This window comes from Intestinibacillus sp. Marseille-P6563, assembly GCF_900604335.1.
Classification (GTDB): Bacteria; Bacillota; Clostridia; order Oscillospirales; family Butyricicoccaceae; genus Butyricicoccus_B.
The window spans coordinates 1254021-1275152 of sequence record NZ_UWOD01000002.1 but is presented as its reverse complement, the minus strand read 5'-3'; the positions used below and the strand labels follow the sequence as shown (position 1 = coordinate 1275152).

Sequence of the window (21132 nt, the reverse complement as noted above, 5' to 3'; positions counted from 1 at the left end):
GAAAGGAGAACTTAGAACAATGGCTGAATTTAACAACACCAACCTGGCCGATTTTTCCGGCGTATGGGTATTTTGTGAGCAGCGCCAGGGCAAGCTGCAGCCGACCGTACTGGAGCTGATCTCGGAGGCTCGCAAGCTGGCCGACGACATGGGCGTAGAAGTATGCGGCCTGCTGCTGGGCGGCAAGGGCGTAGGCGACAGCATGGCGAAGGAACTGGGCGCATATGGCGCTGACAAGGTTCTGGTATGCGAAGACGACCTGCTGGAAACCTACACCACCGATGCATATGCAAAGGTCATCTGCGACACGGTTATGGACAAGAAGCCGGAGATCATGCTGATCGCGGCAACCAACATCGGTCGTGACCTGGGCCCGCGTTGCGCAGCTCGTCTGCACACCGGCCTGACCGCAGACTGCACCCATCTGGACGTAGACGTAGAGAAGTACGCTGCATTCCTGCAGGAAGCATCCACTCTGCCGCAGGCACAGCTGGACGCTCTGAATCGTGAAGACCGCAACCTGAAGATGACCCGTCCGGCATTCGGCGGTCACCTGATGGCAACCATCATCTGCCCGCGTTTCCGCCCGCAGATGGCAACCGTTCGTCCGGGCGTTCTGAAGAAGGGCGTATACGACGAAGCAAAGGCAAACGCTGTTGTCGTTGAGAAGCTGGCTGTTTCCCTGTCGGATGCAGACCTGCAGACCAAGGTAACCGAGATCGTGAAGGAAGCCAAGGAACTGGTTGACCTGACCGGCGCTGACGTCGTTGTATCGGTAGGCCGTGGTATCTCCAAGGACGTAGAAGGCGGCATCAAGCTGGCTGAGCAGCTGGCAGCAGAGTTCGGCGGCGTTGTCGGCGGCTCTCGTGCAGCCATCGACTCTGGCTGGCTGTCTGCTGACCATCAGGTTGGCCAGACCGGTAAGACCGTACATCCGAAGCTGTATGTTGCTCTGGGTATCTCCGGTGCGATCCAGCACAAGGCTGGCATGCAGGATTCCGAGTGCATCGTAGCCGTGAACAAGTCTGATTCGGCTCCGATCTTCGACGTAGCAGACTACGGCATCTGCGGCGACCTGTTCAAGGTTGTTCCGATGATGATCGAGGCTGTTAAGGAAGCTAAGGCATCCAAGTAAGCTGAAAATCCAAAACGCCCGTTCCAACTGGAACGGGCGTTTTTTATAATTTTAGGAAAGATGCAGGGGGAAAGTCTGCTCTTGGCTACCGCCATCCCAGTAAACTGAAATCGTGACTGATTTCAACGCATCTGGCAACTCTTCTGGCTGCTTACCACTATACTCAAGGTCCTCAGCAGTGGTTAAAAGCATACTCCAAGTGTGTACAAAACCAGAAATCAGCAGTTGGCTGGAATCCGCATTTTGTGTTGCCTTTTCTACCGTGGTCACAGGCATGGGGTCGCTTTCAAATGTCAAAATATGACTTGCAATAAAAGGTTTGACCTCTGCATTGAGTGAAGCGCTGAAACGGACATCTTGAAAGTTTGTTTGCGTCATATTTGTGATAGAGATTGTGAGTTCTAGACGTCGGTCTATAGTGCCGGTAGGAACAAGAGCATTATCTTCAAAACGCTGGCCAGATTCTTCGATAATCTCCGGTGCGCTGATAGAAATGGAAAAGGGACGGTTGTTAGTTTCGGTAGACGTGGAGAGTGATCCCAGATAAGAAGTCGCAAGTAGTAAGAAAGCCAATATAGCAACTCCAGCAAAAATTCCAAATCGACGGGAAAAAAGCTTCATTGTTTCACCACGATTCCAACATCACCAAGGCAAATCGGTAAGGATAAGACCGTTTTGAATTCGTTTGCGGGCTTCCTCCTTAAACCAAGAATCGCTCTTGTTATAATAGCTTCCAATGGCAGTATAAGCCGGATCGCTTAAATAGTCGTGAGACTTGGTTGTCCATTGACCACTGGAGTTCTGTGTACCTGCCAAAACATGTTTATAGTAATTGCGTTTACCAGAGAAAACCCAAGGAGAATACGATGAATCGTCGGCCCACTTTGCTTCAGCTTGCTTTTGGTATTGAACATACGAAGTGAAAGTCTTTGCCTGGGAATATGTGCTGGCACTTGCAGTCAATCCGACTACAGAGAAAATAGTAGCTACTGTCATTGAGCCGGGAAAGTTTACAAATGAGAGGGCAATCGAAGCGATGCTAGAAAAAGTTCCAATCGCGCTATCCCTTTCTTTAATACCGCTGCTAGATGACTGAATAGTGCGTACACGAGTGGATATTGGGTACTGACCGGAGTACGCAGAGATACCGTCTTCAGGATAATACAAAGTTTCTTCTGAGGTGTATATGATCTTTTCTTCACCAGATAGGATGTCGTTCATGGTGATGGAAGTAGATTCTCCAAAGGCTTCTGGTTTTTGAGATATTGCTCCTGCTGGATTGTATGATAGTAGCAAGGAACAGCATAGGCCGGTAGCAACGATTTTTTTAACAGACATTTTTGTTCACCTCACGTTACAAAAATTACAATCATAATACAACAGATGCATCCTTGTATATACATTACATACATATATTAATATAATCTTACATTTTAAGTCAATTAAAAAATATTACAAAATCAAAATTAAAAATCGTATATTTTATGCAAAGCGGAAGATTCCACGAAATCATAGGATATGATTGAATGGTTTTGACAAAACAGGAAAGGACTACACGCCGGATTTTCGCCTAGAAATGCCAAAGAAAATGTGGTATGATTATACTGTATTCGTATGCATTGGCTGTCAAAAAGCCCCATCGCAGTTTGATTGTTTTGATCCCACCAAACGAGGTGATACTTTGGCACAACCCAAAAAATCTACAAAAACCACCAAAAAGCGCACGAGTGCTTCGCAGCGCGCCAAGGACGCCGCACCGGACAGCTACTTGCCCCGTCCGGTCTGGGGCCTGATCTATGGCGTGCTCGGCATTCTGGTGCTGCTCACATTGGTGCAAAAGGATGGCGCGGTACTGCGCATGGCGCGCACCGGTTTGGGCAGCCTGATCGGATATGGTCTGTATGTCCTGCCGCCGGCTTTATTTGCCCTGGCCGCGCTGCTCATCAGTCACCGCAAAGGCCCCGTGCGGCTGCGCGGTACGGCGATCGGCCTGTTTCCCATCCTGTTTGGCGCCATGGCGCATGCCATGCTGCGCGCCGGACGGTATGACCTGGCCGCTTTTGGCGACCTGATGGAATCGGGCGCAAATCTGAAATCGGGCGGTTTGCTGGCTGGTACGCTGTATGGCGTCCTGGAATGGGCCTTTTCGTCCATTGGTGGCCTGCTGTTTTGTATCCTGCTGCTGCTCGCCGATGTGATGGTCATGTTTCGGCTGACCCCGCAGACCATTTATAACGCTCTGCGGCCAATCGAATATGAATATGACGACGAGGAGGAGCGCCAAAAGTACGAAGCGCCGGTTACGCTGCCCAACGTTCACGAATTGGCCGCGGCCCGCAAGGCCAAGCGGCAGGCACGGGCTGCGTTTGACATCCCGATCGAAGGGGAGGACATGGACCTGCCAGTCGCCCCGGAGCCGACACCGTCTCCGGCTCCAGCGCCCGAACCCATTCCCGAACCGGAATCCTCAAAACCCGACCCCTTCGGGGATATTTTGTCGCTGCTGCGCAATAAACCGGACAAGGGCGGGGAGGAGCCGATCGTGGCCGACCTGCCCGAGGAATCGGTATCCGAACCCATCCACGACGAAACCCCGCCGTGGGAGGAGGACAAGCCGCTGTCCAAGGCCGAACAGAAAAAGCTGGAGGAGCGCGAACATGCCGCCATGGCTGCCCAGATGGATGCCAGCCAGCAGGCGCCGCTTCCGGTATACAGTTATCCGCGGCTCAATCTGCTTCATCCGCCCGCCCGCACCCCGGCGGGCAACTACCAGGCCGAACTGACTGAATGCAGTCACCGTCTGGTCGATACCCTGCAATCGTTCAACATTGAAGCGCAGATCATCGGCATCGTGCGCGGACCGACGGTCACCCGCTTTGAAGTGACCATCCCGCCCGGAACCAAGTTCAGCCGTATCACCGGCCTGTCGGACGATATTGCACTCGCGCTCGGTGCCATGTCGGTGCGTATTGCGCCCATCCCGGAAAAGGTCGCCATTGGCATCGAGGTGCCCAACAAGACCAACACCATGGTGCCTATCTATGATGTGATTTCGTCCGATGCGTTCCAGAACGCCAAGAGCCGGGTCGCTTTCTGTGTGGGTAAGGACATCACCGGCGCGCCGGTGGTCGGCAATATCGGCAAAATGCCCCACTTGCTCATCGCCGGTACGACCGGCTCGGGTAAGTCGGTGTGCGTCAACTCCATGCTCATTTCGCTGCTGTACAAATCCACGCCTGAGGAAGTCCGCCTGATTATGGTCGACCCCAAGATGGTCGAACTGGGCAACTACAATGGCATCCCGCACCTGCTCATTCCGGTTGTGACCGACCCGCGTAAGGCGGCCGGGGCGCTCAACTGGGCGGTCGGGGAGATGGAGCGGCGTTATAAACTGTTCGCCGACCATCAGGTGCGTAAATTGGAGGACTACAACGCCCTCATGCGCAAGAAAAAGGCCGAACAGGACGCCATGCCGCCCATTACCGAGGGCGACGGCGTTCCGGTCACGCCGGTGGAAACCTACCAAACCCTGCCGGAGATCGTCATCGTTATCGACGAGCTGGCCGACCTCATGATGGTCGCCGCCAAGGAAGTCGAAACGTCCATCTGCCGCATCGCGCAGAAGGCGCGTGCCGCGGGCATGTATCTGATCGTCGCGACCCAGCGTCCGTCGGCCGACGTCATCACCGGTATCATGAAGGCCAACATCCCGTCGCGCATCGCCTTTGCGGTCGCCAGCCAGATCGAAAGCCGCATCATCCTGGATACCACGGGTGCGGAAAAGCTGATCGGCAAGGGCGATATGCTCTACGCCCCCTTGGGCGAGGGCAAGCCGCAGCGTATCCAGGGCTGCTTTATTTCGGGCGAGGAGATCGAAAACGTCATCGACTTTATCAAGTCTACGTCCACGGCCGAATATAATGAGGAGATCCTGGAACACATCGAAAAGCAGGCCGAAGCGGCCGAATCGGGCGGTGGTTCGCTGGGCGACCCGTCGGGCGACGAGGACGAAATGCTGATGGATGCCATCGATGTGGTCATGGACTGTAAACAAGCTTCGGTTTCCATGCTCCAGCGGCGGCTCAAGCTGGGCTATGCCCGCGCCGCGCGCATTGTCGACCAGATGGAGGAACGCGGCATTGTTGGCCCCTTTGAAGGCTCCAAACCGCGGCAGATCCTCATTTCCAAGGACGAATGGAACGAGATGAAGCTGCGTCGCAAATTATAATTCGAGGAGGAATATCCCATGAACAAACTGGACCTGTCGACCCTGTCTTTGAACCCCTTCCGCAAGCTGCGCGATGAATGGGCGCTGCTGGCCAGCGGCAAAGAGGGCGACTTCAATATGATGACCGTATCCTGGGGCGGCTTTGGCCAGCTCTGGCGCACCGATGTGTGCACGGTCTATGTCCGTCAGAGCCGTTATACCATGGAATTTATGGACAAAAATGAGTACTATACCCTGATTTTCCTCAAAGAAGGCCATAAGGACGCGCTGGGTGTGCTGGGCTCCAAGTCCGGCCGCGACATCGATAAGATGGCGGGAGCCGGCCTGACCCCGGTCTTTACGCCCGAAGGCTGCCCGACCTTTGCTGAGGCCGAGCTGACCTTTGTATGCCGGAAGATGTACAAGGATACCATGCCCAAGGAAAACTTCCTGGACACCAAGGCGTATGACGAGTGCTATCCGGATAACGATATCCACAGCATGTTTGTCGGCGAAGTGGTCGCCGTATATGGCGGCTAAGAGCCCCCAAAAGGACGCATCCAGCAGGATGCGTCCTTTTTTTGCGGGAAAGGGCCGGAAATGGGGAAAACTTCCGCTGAAATTACCGCTTTTTGGGTGTTGCAAGAATGTAATATTTCACTTTGTTTGCATTGCTTGCTGGGCGGGGTGGAAAACGGTATAATTTGAAATAGAAACTAACCGACAAGGGGGAATTTTATATGAAAAAGTACCTTTTGTCGATCCTATTTGCAGCAGCAGTGCTGACCGCGTCCGCAGCGGCGGCCGATCTGTTCCCGGTGGAGAACATCGCAGCAGACGGTTACACCAGCTGGGGCTACATGGACGAGTCGGGCACGCAGGCCATTCCCTATCAATATACGAGCGCTTCGGCGTTCAACGAAGAGGGCTTTGCGACCGTGACCGACAGCACCGGCTGCCTGGCAGTGATCGACGAAACCGGCAATGCCGTGATTCCGCTGCGTGCAGCGCCCGAAGAAGTGGACTTTGGCGACAATGCCATTGCCTTCCGTTACGATGGCTATACCATCTATTTTGACAAGCAAGGTCAGGAACTGGGCCAGGTGGAAGGCGCTGCTGGATTCCTGTCCGCAGACGGACTGCTGGCCGTGCAGGCCGAAGATGGCGCGTGGGGCTATGTGTCCCGGGACGGCACCCAAGTGATCGCCCCGGCCTATCGGCAGGCCGGCGAATTTTCCGACGGCTATGCGGTGGTCCAGCTCATGGACAGCCCGGGCTATGCGGTCATTGACACAGAGGGCAACGAAATTCTTCTGCCGTCCGGTGCAGCCCCGCTGTATATGGAAGTCTACGGCGGCCAGACGGTCATTTTGACCAACGGCAACCGGCATGCGCTGTATGCGCTGCCCAGCAAGACCGACCCCGAAGCCGAGACCACCGAAGAACAGGAGCAGGCCCCCACCGGGTCCTACCTCACCGATTACATCTATCAGGAGCTTTCTCCTTTTTATGATGGCTGCGCCATGGCGCGGCAGAACAACCGCTGGGGCATCATCGGCCTGGATGGCAATGCGTCGGTGCCCTTCCAGTATAATTACATGTCCTATATGGGCGAAGGCGTATACGCCGTCCGTTCGGACGACGGCTCGGTCGCAGCCATTGACGCCAGCGGCGGCATCATCTACCGCACCTATGGCTATGTGGGCGGGTTTGATACCATCACCCACGGCGTAGCCTGGCATGGCACCATGGACAACGGCATCATCTTTTTCTCCAAAGTGGGCGGCTACATCACCAAGCTGACCAACGCCGAAAATCCCACCATCCTGACCGATGACATCGCGCTTGTGACCATTGGCGGCAAGCGGCAATATGTCCGTTTGCACGATAAAAAGACCCTGTATTCGCCCGAACGGTCCTATGACCTGGGATATTGCAAGATTACGACCACGTCGTATGAAAAATACCTCGGTACCGACCAGAACGGCAACGAATATGGCTGGTATGTGACCTATCCGGTCGTGTCCGGCATGAGTGACAAGACCGTGCAAAGCAAAGTCAACAGCGCCATTGAGAGTTTCTTTTTGACCGGCCCCTCGGCATCGGCCCAGCGGACACCGCTGACCGGCAGCTATGGCGTGCGGCTGGTGGGACGGCTGCTCGTGGTATGGGCCGACTGCATCAGCGGTTCGGGCGATGGTGCCACTGTGTGGAACGACAATGTGGCCATCGACCTGGCCACCGGACAAACCTATTCGGTCGTGACCGATCTGTTCACCAAGGACTATGCCGATGTGGTCAAGGACCTGTTGCCCGAAGACATCCCGTTCTATCTGTTCAGCTATCCGCGCATCACCGACCGGGGTGCCAGCTTCTTCTACAACGTCCCGCAGGACAGCGCAAACGGTCAGCGTGCCCCGTCGTCCAAGGAATATGCGCTCACCTTTGACCAGCTGCGTTCGGTGATGCGTACCGACTCCGAATGCTATAAAGCGCTCAACGGCAACGCGATCGGTACGCTGGACCAGTATACCGGCTATACCGACGTGCCCGCAGGGCACTGGGCCTATGCTGCCATTCAGGCGGTGACCGAAGCCGACCTGATGCATGGCAACGATGTAAAATTTGAGCCCGATGCCGCCATTACCGGCGCTGAAGTAGCGGCCGTGATGGTGCGTTTGCTCGATATCGATACAAGCGCGATTGCGCCGCCGGATGGCGCACCCTGGTATTATGTCGAGACCACAGCCGCCCAAAAGGCCGGTCTGATGGAAGGGTTGGGCAGTCCGATCGAATATGCAGCGCCTATGACCCGGGAAGATGCCATGCAGGTTCTGGCCAATGCGCTGATGGCTCAGGGACAGAGCAAACTGACCGAAGCCGAGATTCAGACCCAGCTGGCCGCCTTTTCGGATGCCAATGAGGTATCTTCCGGCCGCCGTGCCGCCGTAGCGCTGTGCGTCAAGACCGGTCTTGTGGTCGGATCGGAAGGAAAACTCGACCCGCAGCAGACCTTTACCCGCGCACAATTTGCACAGATCCTCAGCCAGATGCTGCCCGCAGAAGATTAAGAAAAACCCGGAAGCCATGCTTCCGGGTTTTTTATTAGGATTGGGCCTGCAATTTGGCTGCCGTGTCCGCGGTGACAAGCGCGTCGATGACGTCGTCCAGATCGCCGTCCATAAACTGGCCCAGTTTATACAGCGTCAGCTTGATGCGGTGGTCGGATACGCGATTTTCCGGGAAATTGTAGGTGCGGATGCGCTCGGCACGGTCGCCGGTGCCAACCTGATTTTTGCGGTCGGCCGCGATGGCTGCATTCTGCTTTTCGAGTTCGGCTTCATACAGACGGGTGCGCAGCACACGCATGGCTTTGTCTTTGTTCTTGTGCTGGCTGCGTTCGTCCTGGCATTCGACCACCATACCGGTTGGCAGGTGGGTGATGCGGATGGCCGATTCGGTCTTGTTGATGTGCTGGCCGCCGGCACCCGACGAGCGGAAGGTATCGATTTTGAGGTCAGCCGGATTGATGGCAAAGTCGACCTCTTCGGCTTCGGGCAGCACGGCTACCGTGACCGTCGAGGTATGCACACGGCCCTGACTCTCGGTTTCGGGCACTCGCTGGACGCGGTGCACACCCGATTCAAACTTCATACGCGAATAGACCTGGTCGCCGGAAATCTGAAACACGACTTCCTTGCAGCCGCCCAGTTCGGTTTCACTCATGCTGAGCAGTTCGACCGTCCAGCCGCGCTTTTCGGCATACATGGTATACATCCGGTAGAGCGAATGGGCAAACAGCGCCGATTCTTCGCCGCCCGCACCGCCGCGGATTTCCACGATGATGTTCTTGTCGTCGTTGGGGTCGCGGGGCAACAGCAGGATTTTCAGTTCGCCTTCTAGCCGCTCCAGATCGTCTTTGGCCTGCCGCAGCTCGTCCTGCGCCAGTTCTTTCAGGTCCGGGTCGCCCAGCATTTCTTCGGCTTCGGCCTTTTGCTGCTCGGCGGCATGATACGCGCGCGCGGCAACCACAATGAGTTCCAGGTCGCCCCGCTCTTTGAGCAGCGCCGCCGCGGCTGCCGGGTCATCATACAGGCCAGGCGCCGACAGGCGGGCTTCCAATTCTTCAAAGCGGTGAATCACCGCATCTAGCTGATCGAACATAGAATGTTCCCTTTCTTACGAGGATTGCGCCCGCCACTGGATGAGTGCCTGGGCAACGCCCTCGATGATTTGTTGTTGATAGGCCGGATCGATCATCCGGCTTTCTTCATCTGGATTGGACAGAAACCCCATTTCCAGCAGTACACAGGGCACCTCCGACCAGTTAAAGCCGGTCAGGTCGCGGCGCTCGGTCAGGCCGCGGTTTTTGGCGTCCGTCTGCGCGGCGACCGCATCGACCATCAGCTGCCCAAGGGTCCGGCTGGGCTGGACAATGGAGGGCGTACCCAGCAACTCGCCCGCCGGGATGAGGACCGACACCCCGTGCACCGACCGGTCGTCGATGCCGTCGGCATGGATGCGGATGCAGCAGGTCGCCCCGGCTTCGTTGGCGATTTGGGCGCGCTCGATGTTGGATACCGTGGCTTCGTTGGTCTCCCGGGTCAGGATGACCTGGGCATCCAGGGCGAGGAGCTTGTCCCGCAAGCCAAGCGCGACTTGCAGATTGAGCGCTTCCTCGGTGATCTGTTCGCCCGAGGCGCCGCTGACATAGGCTGCCTTAGTTTCGTCTGACAGGGGAGAGATGGGCTCCTGGGCATGGGCATCGGTGATGCCATGGCCGGGGTCCAGACAGACGATCATGCCCGCCAGCGGACCGGGTTCGGGTTCCGGGACCGGCTGGGGTTCGGGTTCGACAACCGAAGAAACCGCCTCGTCCGCCGGGGCGGACGAGGCAGCCGGTGCCGAAGACGAAGCCTGCGGGGCCGCGCTGCAGCCGGTAAGCAGCAAGGCCGCCAGCAGGAGGGAAAGGCCGCGCATTACAGCCACCCCTTTTCCTGCTCATACAGGACAATGGTGTCGATGTTCTGTTTTTCCAGCTTGGAGAACCCTTCCTCAGTGAACGAGGGGTCGGGTTCATACCAATCGTAGTCGTCAAAGAAGTCGGCCCACGCTTCGCTGGTAAAGACATATCCGTGGCGGGCAAAGGTCTCGTTGCGGATGATGTCGATTTCGTCCCGGGTCAGGCGGTCGAGGTCAGCCGTGGAGATGGCAAACTGGTCGAGCGGCCAGAAATGCAGGTCGGGCTGATCTTCGGGGATGACGCCGCCGGTCGAACGGGTGCCGGTCGAGGGCGAATAGAACAGATACCCGCTGTCCGACGCATTGAGCGTCGGGGTTTCGCTCGGAACGGTATCGGTTTCGGGCGGCAGGTTGTTGGAACGCATGGCGTCAAAGGTGTGGCCGTCGATGGTCACGCGCAGCGTGCCGCCTTCGCGCGGCAGCAGGCGCATGGTGACGTCATCAAATTCCAGTTCCAGATTTTCCGGGCAGTGTTCCAGATCGTAGACAATCATCTGGGAGGAAGTTTCGGTATTAAAGGTGGCTTTGAGCATGCCGCCTTCGGTCAGCAGGGAAAAGCGGTAGCCGCCCGCCGACCAGTTGCCCGTGTACTCGCCCCAGTCGACCTTATCGGCCGGGAGAGCATCGTCTTCCTCGGCACTGTCTGCGGCATTGGGCACCACTTCGGACAGGATGCTCTGGGCGCCGACCGAATTGGAAAAATTCATCCACGGCCGGAACAGGATGAGCGCCACGACGATGGCCGCGACCACCAGCAGGATCCCAGCCAGCACAGCAAACAGCGCCAGACGGTTCTTTTTGGGCGGTTCGGCCGGATAGGTCGGACGAATGGGTTTGCTTGGTTGTATGGGTTCTTGCGCCGGGCCGGGAGCGGATGAAGTATCGCCAACCGGCTGGCCACATTGGGTACAAAATTTGGTCCCGTCGGGCAGCTTTGCGCCGCAATGGATACAAAACATGGTTTTCGCTTCCTTTCTCGATGGGGGTACATGGCGGCCATGCGCGTACGCAGGACTGCCATGTGCCCCCAGGGACAGAAGTGTCCTCAGGGGGAATGCCGCCGGATGGGGAAGGCGCCAGCCAGCAAAAAGGCCAGGCCAAAGCCCCACAGGCATACGCCGTCCAGCGTCGCGCCTTGCAGGGCGCGCAGCAGCCAGGAGGGCGGCAACAGGCGGGAAATCGGAGCGGCAGGCGCAAACAAGCGCGCCGCGTCAAAAAAGATAGGGCAGAGCAGCAGACAGGCCGCCGGCAGGAAAGGCAGCAGGGCTGCCAGGACATGCCGTACGCCGCGGATGCGGCCCAAAACAAGTGCTAGTCCGGTCAACCACAAAGCATAGCCCAAAAGGGCGGCGAAACCGGTCAGATTTTGCAGCTTGCCTGCAAAAAAGATTTCGCTCAGCGCATAGGCCAGAACGGCCAGCGCGGTCAGCGGCAGCATTTGTGCGGCTGCCAGTCCGGCGCGCAAGGCAAAGGGGCCGGATACTGCCGAAAGACGGACAAACCAGCCGTCCTCGCGCACGCTGTCCAGTTCGGACGCGAGCAGCAGGGCAAACAGGAACAGAAAGACCGCAATCAGGCCCTGGCAGGCCGCGCGGGCCGTGGCTGCGCCCAGATTGGGCGCCTGTCCGGCTGTGCCATCCACCGTGACTGTATCGAGCTGCATGGCGTGGGGCGAACCGGCGCGGACAGTTTCCTGCACGGCTTCCAGTTCAGCGCCGCGGGCGAGGTCGTTTTGCGCGGCATAGTCGGCCGCCAGATAAGGGGCGCGGACGTGATACAGCGCCGCGCAGAAGGCTTCCCGCAGCAGCGGAGCCATGGTCTCGGCCGGGGTCTGCACCACCTCAGCCAGACGGCCGGGACGGGTCTGGGTCAGACGGGTATCAAACTCCGGGTCGGCCACAAAGCCGCACACCCATTTGCCAGCCGCGACCTGTTCGTAAATCTCGGTTTCGGTGGCGGGGTGGAAGATGACATAAGAAGGGTCGGAAGCGTTCAGCCGCTCCCACAGCGGCTCGGCATAAGCCGAATCGGCGGGCAGGCACACCCCGGCTTCCAAGGCGGTATTCAGGCTGTCCGGCGGCAGCAGCAGGCCAATGAGCAGCACGGCCAGCGGCAGCAAAATTGCGCCGAGCAGGCGGCCGGGTTTGCGTCGCATCCGGGCCAGACCGATCAGCAGGCAGGCAGAAAAGGATTTCATGCGCCGACCTCCTTTCGGTGCCGTCGGTGAGCGGCAAACAGTGCGAGCGCCCAAAGGGCAGCGCCGCACACCGTGAGTGCAAGCACCGCCACCGGCTGGGAGTCATATCCGCAGGCCGGACTGAGCGCGAGCGCCAGCAGGCGCACTGGGCTGAACGGCAGCAGGGCACGCAGCGGTCCGGGCAGCAGGGCAGGGGGCAGGATGCCGCCGCCCAGAAACAGCGCGGCGGTCGCCAGCAGGAACAGGGCCAGCGAACAGGTGCCCGCATGGCCGGTCCATGCCGCGCAGGCGCCAGCCAAACCGGCGGCAAACACCGCTCCGGCCAGCACGCCAGCCCAGGACATGCCGCCCAGCGCCGCCAAAGCGGCGCTCAGGGCGGCGGCCAGCAGCACGGCACAGACGCTCAGCGCCGCGAGCCGCAGGGGCAACAGCGATTGCCCGACCCCGTCCAACCGCCGCAGAAAGTCGCGTCGGCTGCGTTCTTCAAACAAAGGGAAAAAGACCGCACCGCTCAAAAGCGCCAGATAGGCGAGTGCCGAGAGCGCATAATGATCGCCCGGCGCGAGCGCGCCGGTGGCGGTCACGGTCGTGGTGCGCAGCACATCCGAGCGGCCCAGCGCCGCCTGGATGTACACCAGATTGATTTCCTCAATGACTTTTTTCTGGGACTTTTCCGGACGGTCACCCGCCGCACGGCGGGCCTGGTACGCTTCGCGTACCGCGGTCACGCCGGTCTGAGCGTCCATCAAAAGCCCGATGGCGCATTCCCCGGCCCAGCGGGCCAGATAGCCTTCGAGCGGCCGGGTTTCGTCCAAAATGAGCGTGGGCGCCAGATTTTCACCCGAATAGATGCTGTCCAGAAAGCCTTCCGGCAGCACGACCGCCGCCGAAGCGGCGCCGCTTTGCACTTCGGCCCGCGCAGCCGCTTCGTCTTCGACGGCTTCAAACACGCAGTAGGTGCGGATGTCCTCCATCTGTCCGGTCAGGTTGGCCGCTGTCTGGGCACCCGGCCCACAAAGCGCGATGCGCAGCCCCGTGAGTTCGGATTTCCCGGAAAATACATCGGCCAGCGCCTGCGCGGCCACCTGGCCCAGCAGCGCGGTCAGTAATGCGACCGCCACGAGCAGGATCAGGCGGCGGCGCATCAGCCGCAGCGACAGGCCCAGCCCAGCCAAATAAGTATGCATGGCTTAATAATAGTAATAGGAGAAGGGATCGTCATCATAGGAGAATGGGTCGTCAAGGTAGGGGACGGCACTGCCTCCACTGTACGAAGAAGAGAACGAATTGAACAGTTCGCCGTAGATGGCTTCCTGTACGCTTTCCTCAATGAGTTCAGCAATCTCCACGATGTCGTTTTCGTCCATATCGGTCAGGAGCGTTGCATCCTTGCCGCTAAAGGCGAAATTCTTGCAGGGTTCAACCGCGTAATTGAGCGACAGGGTCATGCTATCGCCGCCGCTGCTGACCTCCAGGTTGTCAAACTGCAGGTCAACCGACTTGGACGTAGCATCCATCGTGCCCTCGCCCGAAACGGATGCACCAGGGACCTTCATCTCAAACAAAACATCCTTGGACTTGGTATCCCATTCCATGTTGGTGTAAATGATCTGGGAGTTGTATTCCGTTATCCAGAACCAGCTATTGAATACACCGTCCTTCGACTCATAGGCGCTGGCCGACTTGATGACATAAACCGGTTCGCTGCCATTGGCCGCTTCAATGGTCAGAGCGCTGATGATCGACTCCGCGGTGCCAATCTCGGCGCTGATGGACATTTTCTCGGCGCCATCCGGCTGGATGGACAGTTCCATAAATGCGATCTGCTTGCCGCGCAGGCCAATCACCAGTTCGATGTCCACATCGCCCATGCTGTCGGCCATGTCGTCCGGATCCATCTGATCCAGAATCTGATTCTGGAATTGCTCATACAGCTCGTCGGCGGTCATATCACTCTGGGCTGCCTCGGTGGCGAGCAGAGGCTCAATCGTTTTGTACAGGTTCTCATCCTTGAGAACGATGTCTGCACAGTTGAACATACGGGTCGCCAGATCTTCGGGGGAGATGTCCACCGTGTACATCTGGAGCGTTTCGCGCTGACGGTTGATGCTTTTATCCTTTTTGCCCTGCTTTTCGATGTCAGAATCGCCCAGCAGACCGACGGCTTCCTTGCCAAGGGCCTTATAGGTCTTTTCGGTGAGCAGGTTGGTGGGCTTCTGGTACAGGTCGAGCAGGTCAAACACATTGAAGCTCAGGTTTTCATCCACATCGGCCATGGCTCCCCAGGGCGCGTTTTTGATATCCTGGCCCAGGGTTTCGGTATGAATACCGTAGAACTTTCCGTCCGTATACTGGGGCGAACCGACGGCAATCAGGTCGTCCTTGAGGTAAAGCTGTGCGCTGCCCAGGCTGATGGAGCCATATTCCGCGCTGAGTTCGGCTGCCAGTTCCCGGCCCTTACGGTCAAACTGGATGGTGGACGAGAAGCCCGCACCGTTGATCATGGGCATATCCGGGTAATCTTCAATGGTGCCATCGATGGTGTACTGCATACGCTGATCAAACAGGTTGTCATAAAGACCCTTTGTACCCGTAGACTTGGCGATGCTTTCCCAAGCAGAGTTGTAAGCGGCCAGGGTGTTGCTGGCGCAGGAGGCCAGATATGCCTTGGGACTGACAAGATTGATGACCGAGGGTGCAATCAGGAAGACAACGGCCGCGATCACCGCCAGGGCAGCCACGATCAGGCCAATGATGATCGGCAGACCATTGCGGCGTTTGCCCAGGATGGGCTCGCCGGGGATGGGCGATTCGGTCGGCGCAGAGCCGGATTTCTGCTTTTCGAGCAGTTGACGGGACCGGCGCAGGATGGGCTCGGGCGCCGGGGACTCCGCAGCAGCTGCGGGTGTTTCGGGGGCAGCGGGAGCTTCCGCCGCTTCGGGGGATGGGGTTGTATCCGGTGCCGGTGTTTCGGCAGCAGGCTGCGGGGCAGCTTCCGGAGCAGCAGCCTCGGGAGCAGCCGGAGCCGGTTCGGGAGATACGGACGGTTCCGCAGGTGCGGGGGATGAAGCAGCCTCGGGGGCAGGGGTGCCGCAATGGCCGCAGAATTTTGCGCCTTCACGCAGCGGCGCGCCGCAATTGGGACAGAACATCAAAAAACTCCTCCTTTTCAAACGCACGATGGGGCAGGCAGGATATGCCCGCCTTCCAAAGTGATGACCCGGCTGCACAGGCGCTGCAACTCCTCCGGCTCATGACTGCACCACAGAAGGGCACCGCCCTGGGCCGTGTAGTCCCGCAGCCAGGTTTCCAGCCGGCTGCGGTAGACGCGGTCGAGCGCCGCGAACGCCTCGTCCATGATGAGGTAACGCGGCGTTCCAGCCAGCGCCAGCGCAAAGCTGACGCGCTTGCGCATGCCGCCCGAAAGCTTGGAAATGGGCTTTTTGCGCATGTTATCCAGGTCAAGCAGTTCCCAAAGGGCACGGTCGGCGTGCGCCGGCCGGCCGGTCAGCCGCTGCCAGAGCGCAAGCTGCTCGGCAACGGTCAGTTCCGGGATGAGGGCATCGGCCTGCGGGACATAGCCCACATGCTGCCGCAGAAAGGCGCGGTTGCCCAGCACACAAACGCCATCCTCGGTGATCGTGCCGCCATCGGGCACAAGGGTTTGCGCCACGATGGACAGCAGGGTGGATTTGCCCGAGCCATTGGCACCCGCAACGCCGACCGCCTCCCCCGCGGTGAGCGTCAGACTGGCCGGATGCAGGACGGTCTGTCCGTTGTAGCATTTGGTCAAGCCGGTAGCCGCAAGCATCGGCAAAAGCCCCCTTTGCTTTGGGAATCGAATGGACACTTTGGTCCCATGTGGCCTTTATTATAGCAAATTTCTGCTTTTCCGAAAAGGGTTACCGCCGCTTTTTAACCGAATTGGAACGAAAATGTTGCAGAAAGCAGGCTTTACAAGGCGGCCGGTTTGATGCTATGATAATGAAAAATGGGGTATCGGGCGGCACGCCCGGACAAGATGGAAGGCAGGGAACGATATGCTGGAGAAAATCAAGAGCACCTTTGACCGCGGTTTGGCGACCGTGAGCGTCAAATCGGAATCCATGGTGGAGATCAGCCGCATCAAGGCGCAGATTCAGGGCCTGCAAAAGCAGCAGACCACGATGATCAGCCGCCTGGGCGAAGAGATGTACGCCATGTGGAAGTCGAACGCGATGGACCGCGAGCGTTTCGAGCAGCTTTGTGGGGAGATCAGCGGTGTAGAAAAGACGGTGGAAGAACTGAATCGCCGCATCGAGCAGGTGCGCGCCGAGGAGCAGCAGCTTTTGGGCACTTCGGCGCCTGCGGCTGGCGCTGCACCGGCTGCCGCGCCAACGCCGGGGCTGTTTTGCCCGGACTGCGGCACCAAAAATCAACCGGGCGCCCGCTTCTGCGTCAACTGCGGCAGCAAACTGGGTGAATAAAAAAATCCCCCGCATACTGCAAACGGTATGCGGGGGATTGCTGTTTTAATGCACGTCCGGCAGGTTTTTCTTAGCCTCCTCGGGCACACGGATGGGGCCGCAGCCTGCGCACTTGGAACAGTCGTGCATGCAGGCCATCGGGTCGTCGGGGTCCTCTTCGCGGCAGATCTCCAAAATGCCGGGGTCGCCCTGCTTTTCACCCACCAGGAACTTGGCGGCAGCTTCTTCGGCCGGACCGGTCACGCCTGGTACCAGCACCACGCCGAGCATTTCCAGTGCGTTGCGCAGCGCCACGCCCAGCGCGCCGCAGATAAACACATCGGCCTGCACCATGCTGAGGAAGGTCAGCATGGAGGTCGCGCCGCTGCCCGGCGCCTGCATCAGCTCCTTGGCCGTCGGCTGGCCGTTTTCGGCGGTGACGATCAGGTATTCGGCGCAGGCATTCGCGTCCGCGACCGCGCCGTCCTGGTATGCGATGACGATTTTCATCATGCGGTCACTCCTTTACGAATGCAGCGCTTCGAGCGCCTTCATTGCGCCGTGCAGCTCGTCGGGGAGCTTGACGTCTTCGATCTCGCCGCGGTCGACCGCTTCGGCCAGCTTGGGGTCGAGCGGCAGCTTGGCCAGTACCGGCAGTTCATATTCGGCGGCGACTTCATCGACCTTGCTCTTGCCGAACAGTTCGATCTTCTTGCCGCAGTCCGGGCAGGCGAGATAGCTGTAATTTTCGACGATGCCCAGAATCGGGATGTTCATCATCTTGGCCATCTTGACCGCCTTGCCCACGATCATGCTGACCAGGTCCTGGGGCGAGGTCATAACGACGATGCCGTCCACCGGGATGGACTGGAACACGGTCAGCGGTACGTCGCCGGTTCCGGGAGGCATATCGACAAACATATAGTCCACGTCCTGCCAGATGACATCCGACCAGAACTGCTTGACCGTTTCGGCAATGATCGGACCGCGGTAGACGACCGGGTCGTCCACATGGTCTAAGAGGAAGTTGATCGAGATCATATCAATGCCGGTGTCGGTGGTCTTGGGCAGGATGCCTTCTTCGCAGCCTTCCAGCTTGCCGCTCATGCCGAACGCCTTGGGGATGGATGGACCGGTGATGTCGGCGTCCAGGATGGCGGTATGATAGCCCTTGCGGCACATGCCGACCGCCAGCATGGAGGTGGCCAGGCTCTTGCCTACGCCGCCCTTGCCGGAAACCACGGCAATGACCTTGTGGATGGTCGAAAGTTTATTGGGCGCGACGAGCAGGCTTTCCGGCTGGCCGCAGGAACCCGAGCAGGATTCGCAGTTGTGCGAGCAACCCATGGTTAAAACAACTCCTTTTGATGTACGATTATCCCTAGTATACCGCATTTGGGGCGGTTTATCAATGTTTGCACCGCTTGTTAGCACAGGCAAACCGAGAGACGGCAAAGCGGTAGCTGGCTGTCCACTGCGGCTTTACTAAATAAACAACATTGAGACTGTGAAAAACGCAAAAGGAAACGGTGGATTCTGTACAAAAAATCACAGAGAATACACAACATATTGGACAAAAATACCGTTGCATTCTGCGTAATATTGACTATAATAAAATCAAACAGCAAAACAAATGCTTTGGTATCCAGCCGAAGCGTCCACACGATGGAGGTGTGAAAAATGAACAAAAAGACTTATATTCAGCGCTTGGGTGAAATCTGCGACTCCATGGCGATGGCCAATGGCGTGATGACAGCTGGCCTGGCAATGTGCCGCCGCAAGAACAAGTAAAAAAACAGACTGCAAAACCGGACGGAGTGGGTCAAACCAGTTCCGCCCGGTTTTTTTAAGCGAAAAAAACCCCGCCGGATGATTCCGGCGGGGAAAGGGTCAATCTTGAGCCGATTCGTTTTCACGCTGTTTTTCGATGTGGCCGCCCAGTTTGCCCAGGCCATACATCAAAACAACCATCAGGCCATATTTGAAAACCGGATTTTCCAAAACACTGCGGATGCCGAAGGAAAATTTGCTGTCCAGCAGGCCGAGGACGCCGATGAGGATGTAGCCAAGCGCCAGACCCAGGATGCCGCCATGCCAAGTTCCGGCGGTGAACCGGCCAAAGTACAGCTGCTTTTCTTCCTGTGGTGTGTTTTCCGCCTCGTCCGGTGCATCGGAAATATCGGCTGCCTCATCTACCGGCGCGGGGACCTCTTCGGTTTCGGCCTGCGGCGCGGTGCGGGCTTCTTTCTCTTCCATCGTCGTTACACGTCCTTTCTGCGGGGATAGGACAATTATAGCAAACTTTTATGGTTTCGACAACAGTTTTTCGGCAAAATGGTCGATGAGAAAGGCGCCGAGCGGGGCGGTCAGCAGAATGGACAGCACGGCGGCCGTCAGCACCGTATGGCCGCAGGCAAAGCCCATGGCGAGAGGGACGCCGCCGATGGCCGCCTGCACGGTAGCCTTGGGCGAGTAGGCGAACATGGAAAACAGCCGCTCACGCGGGGTCAGGGCCGTGCCGGTCACCGATACGCCCACACCGGCCATACGGAACACCAGCGCGCCCAGCACCAGTGCAATGGCGGCAAGGCCGGCCATGCGCACATAAGCGAGATCGACAGCGGCGCCGACCAGTGCAAACAAAATCAGTTCCGCGGCCACCCAAATCGACCCCAACTTGGCCGAAAAGGCTTGCGCCAGTTCGGCATCCCGCCGCAGGATGGTGATGCCCAGCACCATGACGGCCAGCATGCCCGAGAAGGGGATGGGGCTCATATCTTCCAGCGTCATCAGCAGGAAGCAGAGCGCGAGCAGTACCAGCAATTTGGCGGTCACGCGTAGCAGCATCCGGCGGAAAAAGGCGACGAACAGCACGCCGATGACCAGTCCGGCGGCACAGCCCAGGGCAATCGATACCGGCACACGGGCCAGCGTCAGCGGAGAGAAGCCGCCGCCCGACAGCATGGAGCAGAACGCCGAAAACATGACCAGGACAAACACATCGTCCACCGAGGAGCCCGCCAGAATCATCTGGGGGATGGAATGGCTGGTACCCAGACCGCGATCGATCAGCGAAAGCATGCGCGGTACGACCACGGCAGGCGATACTGCCGCGATGACCGCGCCCAGCAGCGCCGCTTCCAGGCGGGTCAGCCCAAGAAGCGGGGGCGCGAGCACGATGCAGCCCACCATTTCAAAGCAGGCGGGCACAAAACACAGCAAGACCGCCGGACGGCCGACCTGTTTGAGTGCGCCCAGGTCGAGCGCCAGTCCGGCGCGCAGCAGGATGACGATGAGCGCCAGCCGCCGCAGTTCGGCCGACAGGGCGAGAAAGTCCGGCTGCAAGGCGCCCAGCACATCAGGCCCGAGCAGGATGCCGGCCGCGATGTACCCGACCAGCGCGGGCAGGTGCAGCCGCACGCACAGCTGGCCGAGCGCCAGACCCAGAAGAAACAGAAAAGCAAGACTCAGAAGCATAACAAAAATACGTCCTTTCGTGGTGCAGGCAAACAAAAAAGCCGATAACTTGCCTGCAAAAGATTTGCAGAAGTCATCAGCCGGAAATGGCGGTTTGGGTTTCCCCGAGGAGCACTTCATTCCTCTATTTCGGTTGTGATTATACCCCAAAGGGCGCGGTCTGTCAAGCACAGAAAAAAGCACATCCGAAAAAGGGATGTGCCTCTTGCTTACGGGGAATCAGACGGGCTGGCCAGAATTTTGGCCACGCCGTCGGACAGATGCCGGTAAAACGCCAGAAGCTCCTTGAGATAGGACGAGCCATCGGGCGTGATGCCGTAATACTGGCGCAGCCGCCCGTCGGGCGCGCGCTGCTTCTGCGTCTCATCGATGTAGCCAAAGCGCTGCATCCGGTAAATGACCGCGTAGGGAAATACGATTTGGAAGGATTCGCCGCTGCGGCGGGACAGTTCCGCGGTGATTTCGTTGATGTACATCTCCCGTTCGTTGAGCAGGAACAGCACCAGTAATTCGGTGATTGCCTTTTTGAAATTGTTTTCCATGCCGGCCAGCGAACCGCTGCGGGAATGGGCGGCTGCCGCGGGCGGATAAGTCGAATGTTCCATGTCAGGTCCCTTCTCCGAAACAAATAAAATGGGGTAAACACATT

Annotated in this window: 19 protein-coding genes and 1 riboswitch; of the genes, 5 read left to right on the top strand and 14 right to left on the bottom strand. The window is 58.3% G+C overall.

Going from position 1 to position 21132, the window contains the following annotated elements:
- Window positions 1-19 precede the first annotated feature (19 nt).
- Window positions 20-1135 (top strand): acryloyl-CoA reductase electron transfer subunit beta, encoded by a 1116-nt coding sequence (acrA, locus tag EFB11_RS14480; RefSeq protein ID WP_122790908.1) that lies wholly within the window; start codon window positions 20-22, stop codon window positions 1133-1135.
- Between the two features lie 51 nt (window positions 1136-1186).
- Here acrA and EFB11_RS14475 read toward each other — a convergent pair whose 3' ends face one another.
- Window positions 1187-1756, bottom strand: a complete 570-nt coding sequence (locus tag EFB11_RS14475; protein ID WP_122790905.1) for a hypothetical protein — start codon at window positions 1754-1756, stop codon at window positions 1187-1189.
- 21 nt (window positions 1757-1777) lie between these two features.
- On the bottom strand, window positions 1778-2473 hold the full coding sequence (locus EFB11_RS14470; RefSeq protein ID WP_164706792.1) for a hypothetical protein: 696 nt from the start codon (window positions 2471-2473) through the stop codon (window positions 1778-1780).
- A gap of 343 nt (window positions 2474-2816) precedes the next feature.
- On the opposite strand from EFB11_RS14470, the gene EFB11_RS14465 reads away from it, so the two are divergent.
- From EFB11_RS14465 to EFB11_RS14455, 3 genes are all read left to right on the top strand, one after another.
- Entirely contained in the window at window positions 2817-5363 is a 2547-nt protein-coding gene (locus EFB11_RS14465; RefSeq protein WP_243115240.1) for a DNA translocase FtsK, read from the top strand.
- 18 nt (window positions 5364-5381) lie between these two features.
- Window positions 5382-5882: a flavin reductase family protein gene (locus EFB11_RS14460; RefSeq protein WP_122790900.1), complete on the top strand. Its 501-nt coding sequence runs from the start codon at window positions 5382-5384 to the stop codon at window positions 5880-5882.
- 200 nt (window positions 5883-6082) lie between these two features.
- Complete coding sequence (locus tag EFB11_RS14455) at window positions 6083-8413, top strand: WG repeat-containing protein (protein ID WP_122790898.1); 2331 nt, start codon at window positions 6083-6085, stop codon at window positions 8411-8413.
- Between the two features lie 34 nt (window positions 8414-8447).
- Here EFB11_RS14455 and prfA read toward each other — a convergent pair whose 3' ends face one another.
- The 7 genes from prfA to EFB11_RS14420 form a co-directional block, all read right to left on the bottom strand.
- Entirely contained in the window at window positions 8448-9506 is a 1059-nt protein-coding gene (prfA, locus tag EFB11_RS14450; RefSeq protein ID WP_122790896.1) for a peptide chain release factor 1, read from the bottom strand.
- A gap of 15 nt (window positions 9507-9521) precedes the next feature.
- Window positions 9522-10322, bottom strand: a complete 801-nt coding sequence (locus tag EFB11_RS14445; protein ID WP_122790894.1) for an N-acetylmuramoyl-L-alanine amidase family protein — start codon at window positions 10320-10322, stop codon at window positions 9522-9524.
- Window positions 10322-11323: a YARHG domain-containing protein gene (locus EFB11_RS14440; protein WP_164706820.1), complete on the bottom strand. Its 1002-nt coding sequence runs from the start codon at window positions 11321-11323 to the stop codon at window positions 10322-10324. Before EFB11_RS14440 ends, EFB11_RS14445 begins: the two co-directional genes overlap by 1 nt.
- Window positions 11324-11409: 86 nt before the next feature.
- Window positions 11410-12561: an ABC transporter permease gene (locus EFB11_RS14435; RefSeq protein ID WP_122790890.1), complete on the bottom strand. Its 1152-nt coding sequence runs from the start codon at window positions 12559-12561 to the stop codon at window positions 11410-11412.
- Window positions 12558-13748: an ABC transporter permease gene (locus tag EFB11_RS14430; RefSeq protein ID WP_122790888.1), complete on the bottom strand. Its 1191-nt coding sequence runs from the start codon at window positions 13746-13748 to the stop codon at window positions 12558-12560. Before EFB11_RS14430 ends, EFB11_RS14435 begins: the two co-directional genes overlap by 4 nt.
- A gap of 3 nt (window positions 13749-13751) precedes the next feature.
- Window positions 13752-15713 (bottom strand): zinc ribbon domain-containing protein, encoded by a 1962-nt coding sequence (locus EFB11_RS14425; protein ID WP_122790886.1) that lies wholly within the window; start codon window positions 15711-15713, stop codon window positions 13752-13754.
- Between the two features lie 17 nt (window positions 15714-15730).
- Entirely contained in the window at window positions 15731-16372 is a 642-nt protein-coding gene (locus tag EFB11_RS14420; protein WP_122790884.1) for an ABC transporter ATP-binding protein, read from the bottom strand.
- A 229-nt stretch (window positions 16373-16601) separates the two neighbouring features.
- Here EFB11_RS14420 and EFB11_RS14415 point away from each other — a divergent pair, with 229 nt between their 5' ends.
- Complete coding sequence (locus EFB11_RS14415; RefSeq protein ID WP_122790882.1) at window positions 16602-17027, top strand: zinc ribbon domain-containing protein; 426 nt, start codon at window positions 16602-16604, stop codon at window positions 17025-17027.
- Between the two features lie 45 nt (window positions 17028-17072).
- Here the strand turns inward: EFB11_RS14415 and EFB11_RS14410 are convergent, their stop codons facing one another.
- From EFB11_RS14410 to EFB11_RS14390, 5 genes are all read right to left on the bottom strand, one after another.
- Complete coding sequence (locus EFB11_RS14410; RefSeq protein ID WP_122790880.1) at window positions 17073-17519, bottom strand: NifB/NifX family molybdenum-iron cluster-binding protein; 447 nt, start codon at window positions 17517-17519, stop codon at window positions 17073-17075.
- 12 nt (window positions 17520-17531) lie between these two features.
- Window positions 17532-18353, bottom strand: a complete 822-nt coding sequence (locus tag EFB11_RS14405) for an Mrp/NBP35 family ATP-binding protein (protein WP_122790878.1) — start codon at window positions 18351-18353, stop codon at window positions 17532-17534.
- Between the two features lie 543 nt (window positions 18354-18896).
- Complete coding sequence (locus EFB11_RS14400; protein WP_122790876.1) at window positions 18897-19262, bottom strand: hypothetical protein; 366 nt, start codon at window positions 19260-19262, stop codon at window positions 18897-18899.
- A 48-nt stretch (window positions 19263-19310) separates the two neighbouring features.
- The gene (locus tag EFB11_RS14395) at window positions 19311-20483 is read right to left on the bottom strand and encodes a cation:proton antiporter domain-containing protein (protein ID WP_122791330.1); all 1173 of its coding nucleotides are present in this window, start codon (window positions 20481-20483) and stop codon (window positions 19311-19313) included.
- 60 nt (window positions 20484-20543) lie between these two features.
- Window positions 20544-20616, bottom strand: a riboswitch (Fluoride riboswitch).
- Window positions 20617-20692: 76 nt separating this feature from the next.
- Window positions 20693-21088 (bottom strand): PadR family transcriptional regulator, encoded by a 396-nt coding sequence (locus EFB11_RS14390; RefSeq protein ID WP_164706791.1) that lies wholly within the window; start codon window positions 21086-21088, stop codon window positions 20693-20695.
- Between the last annotated feature and the right edge of the window lie 44 nt (window positions 21089-21132).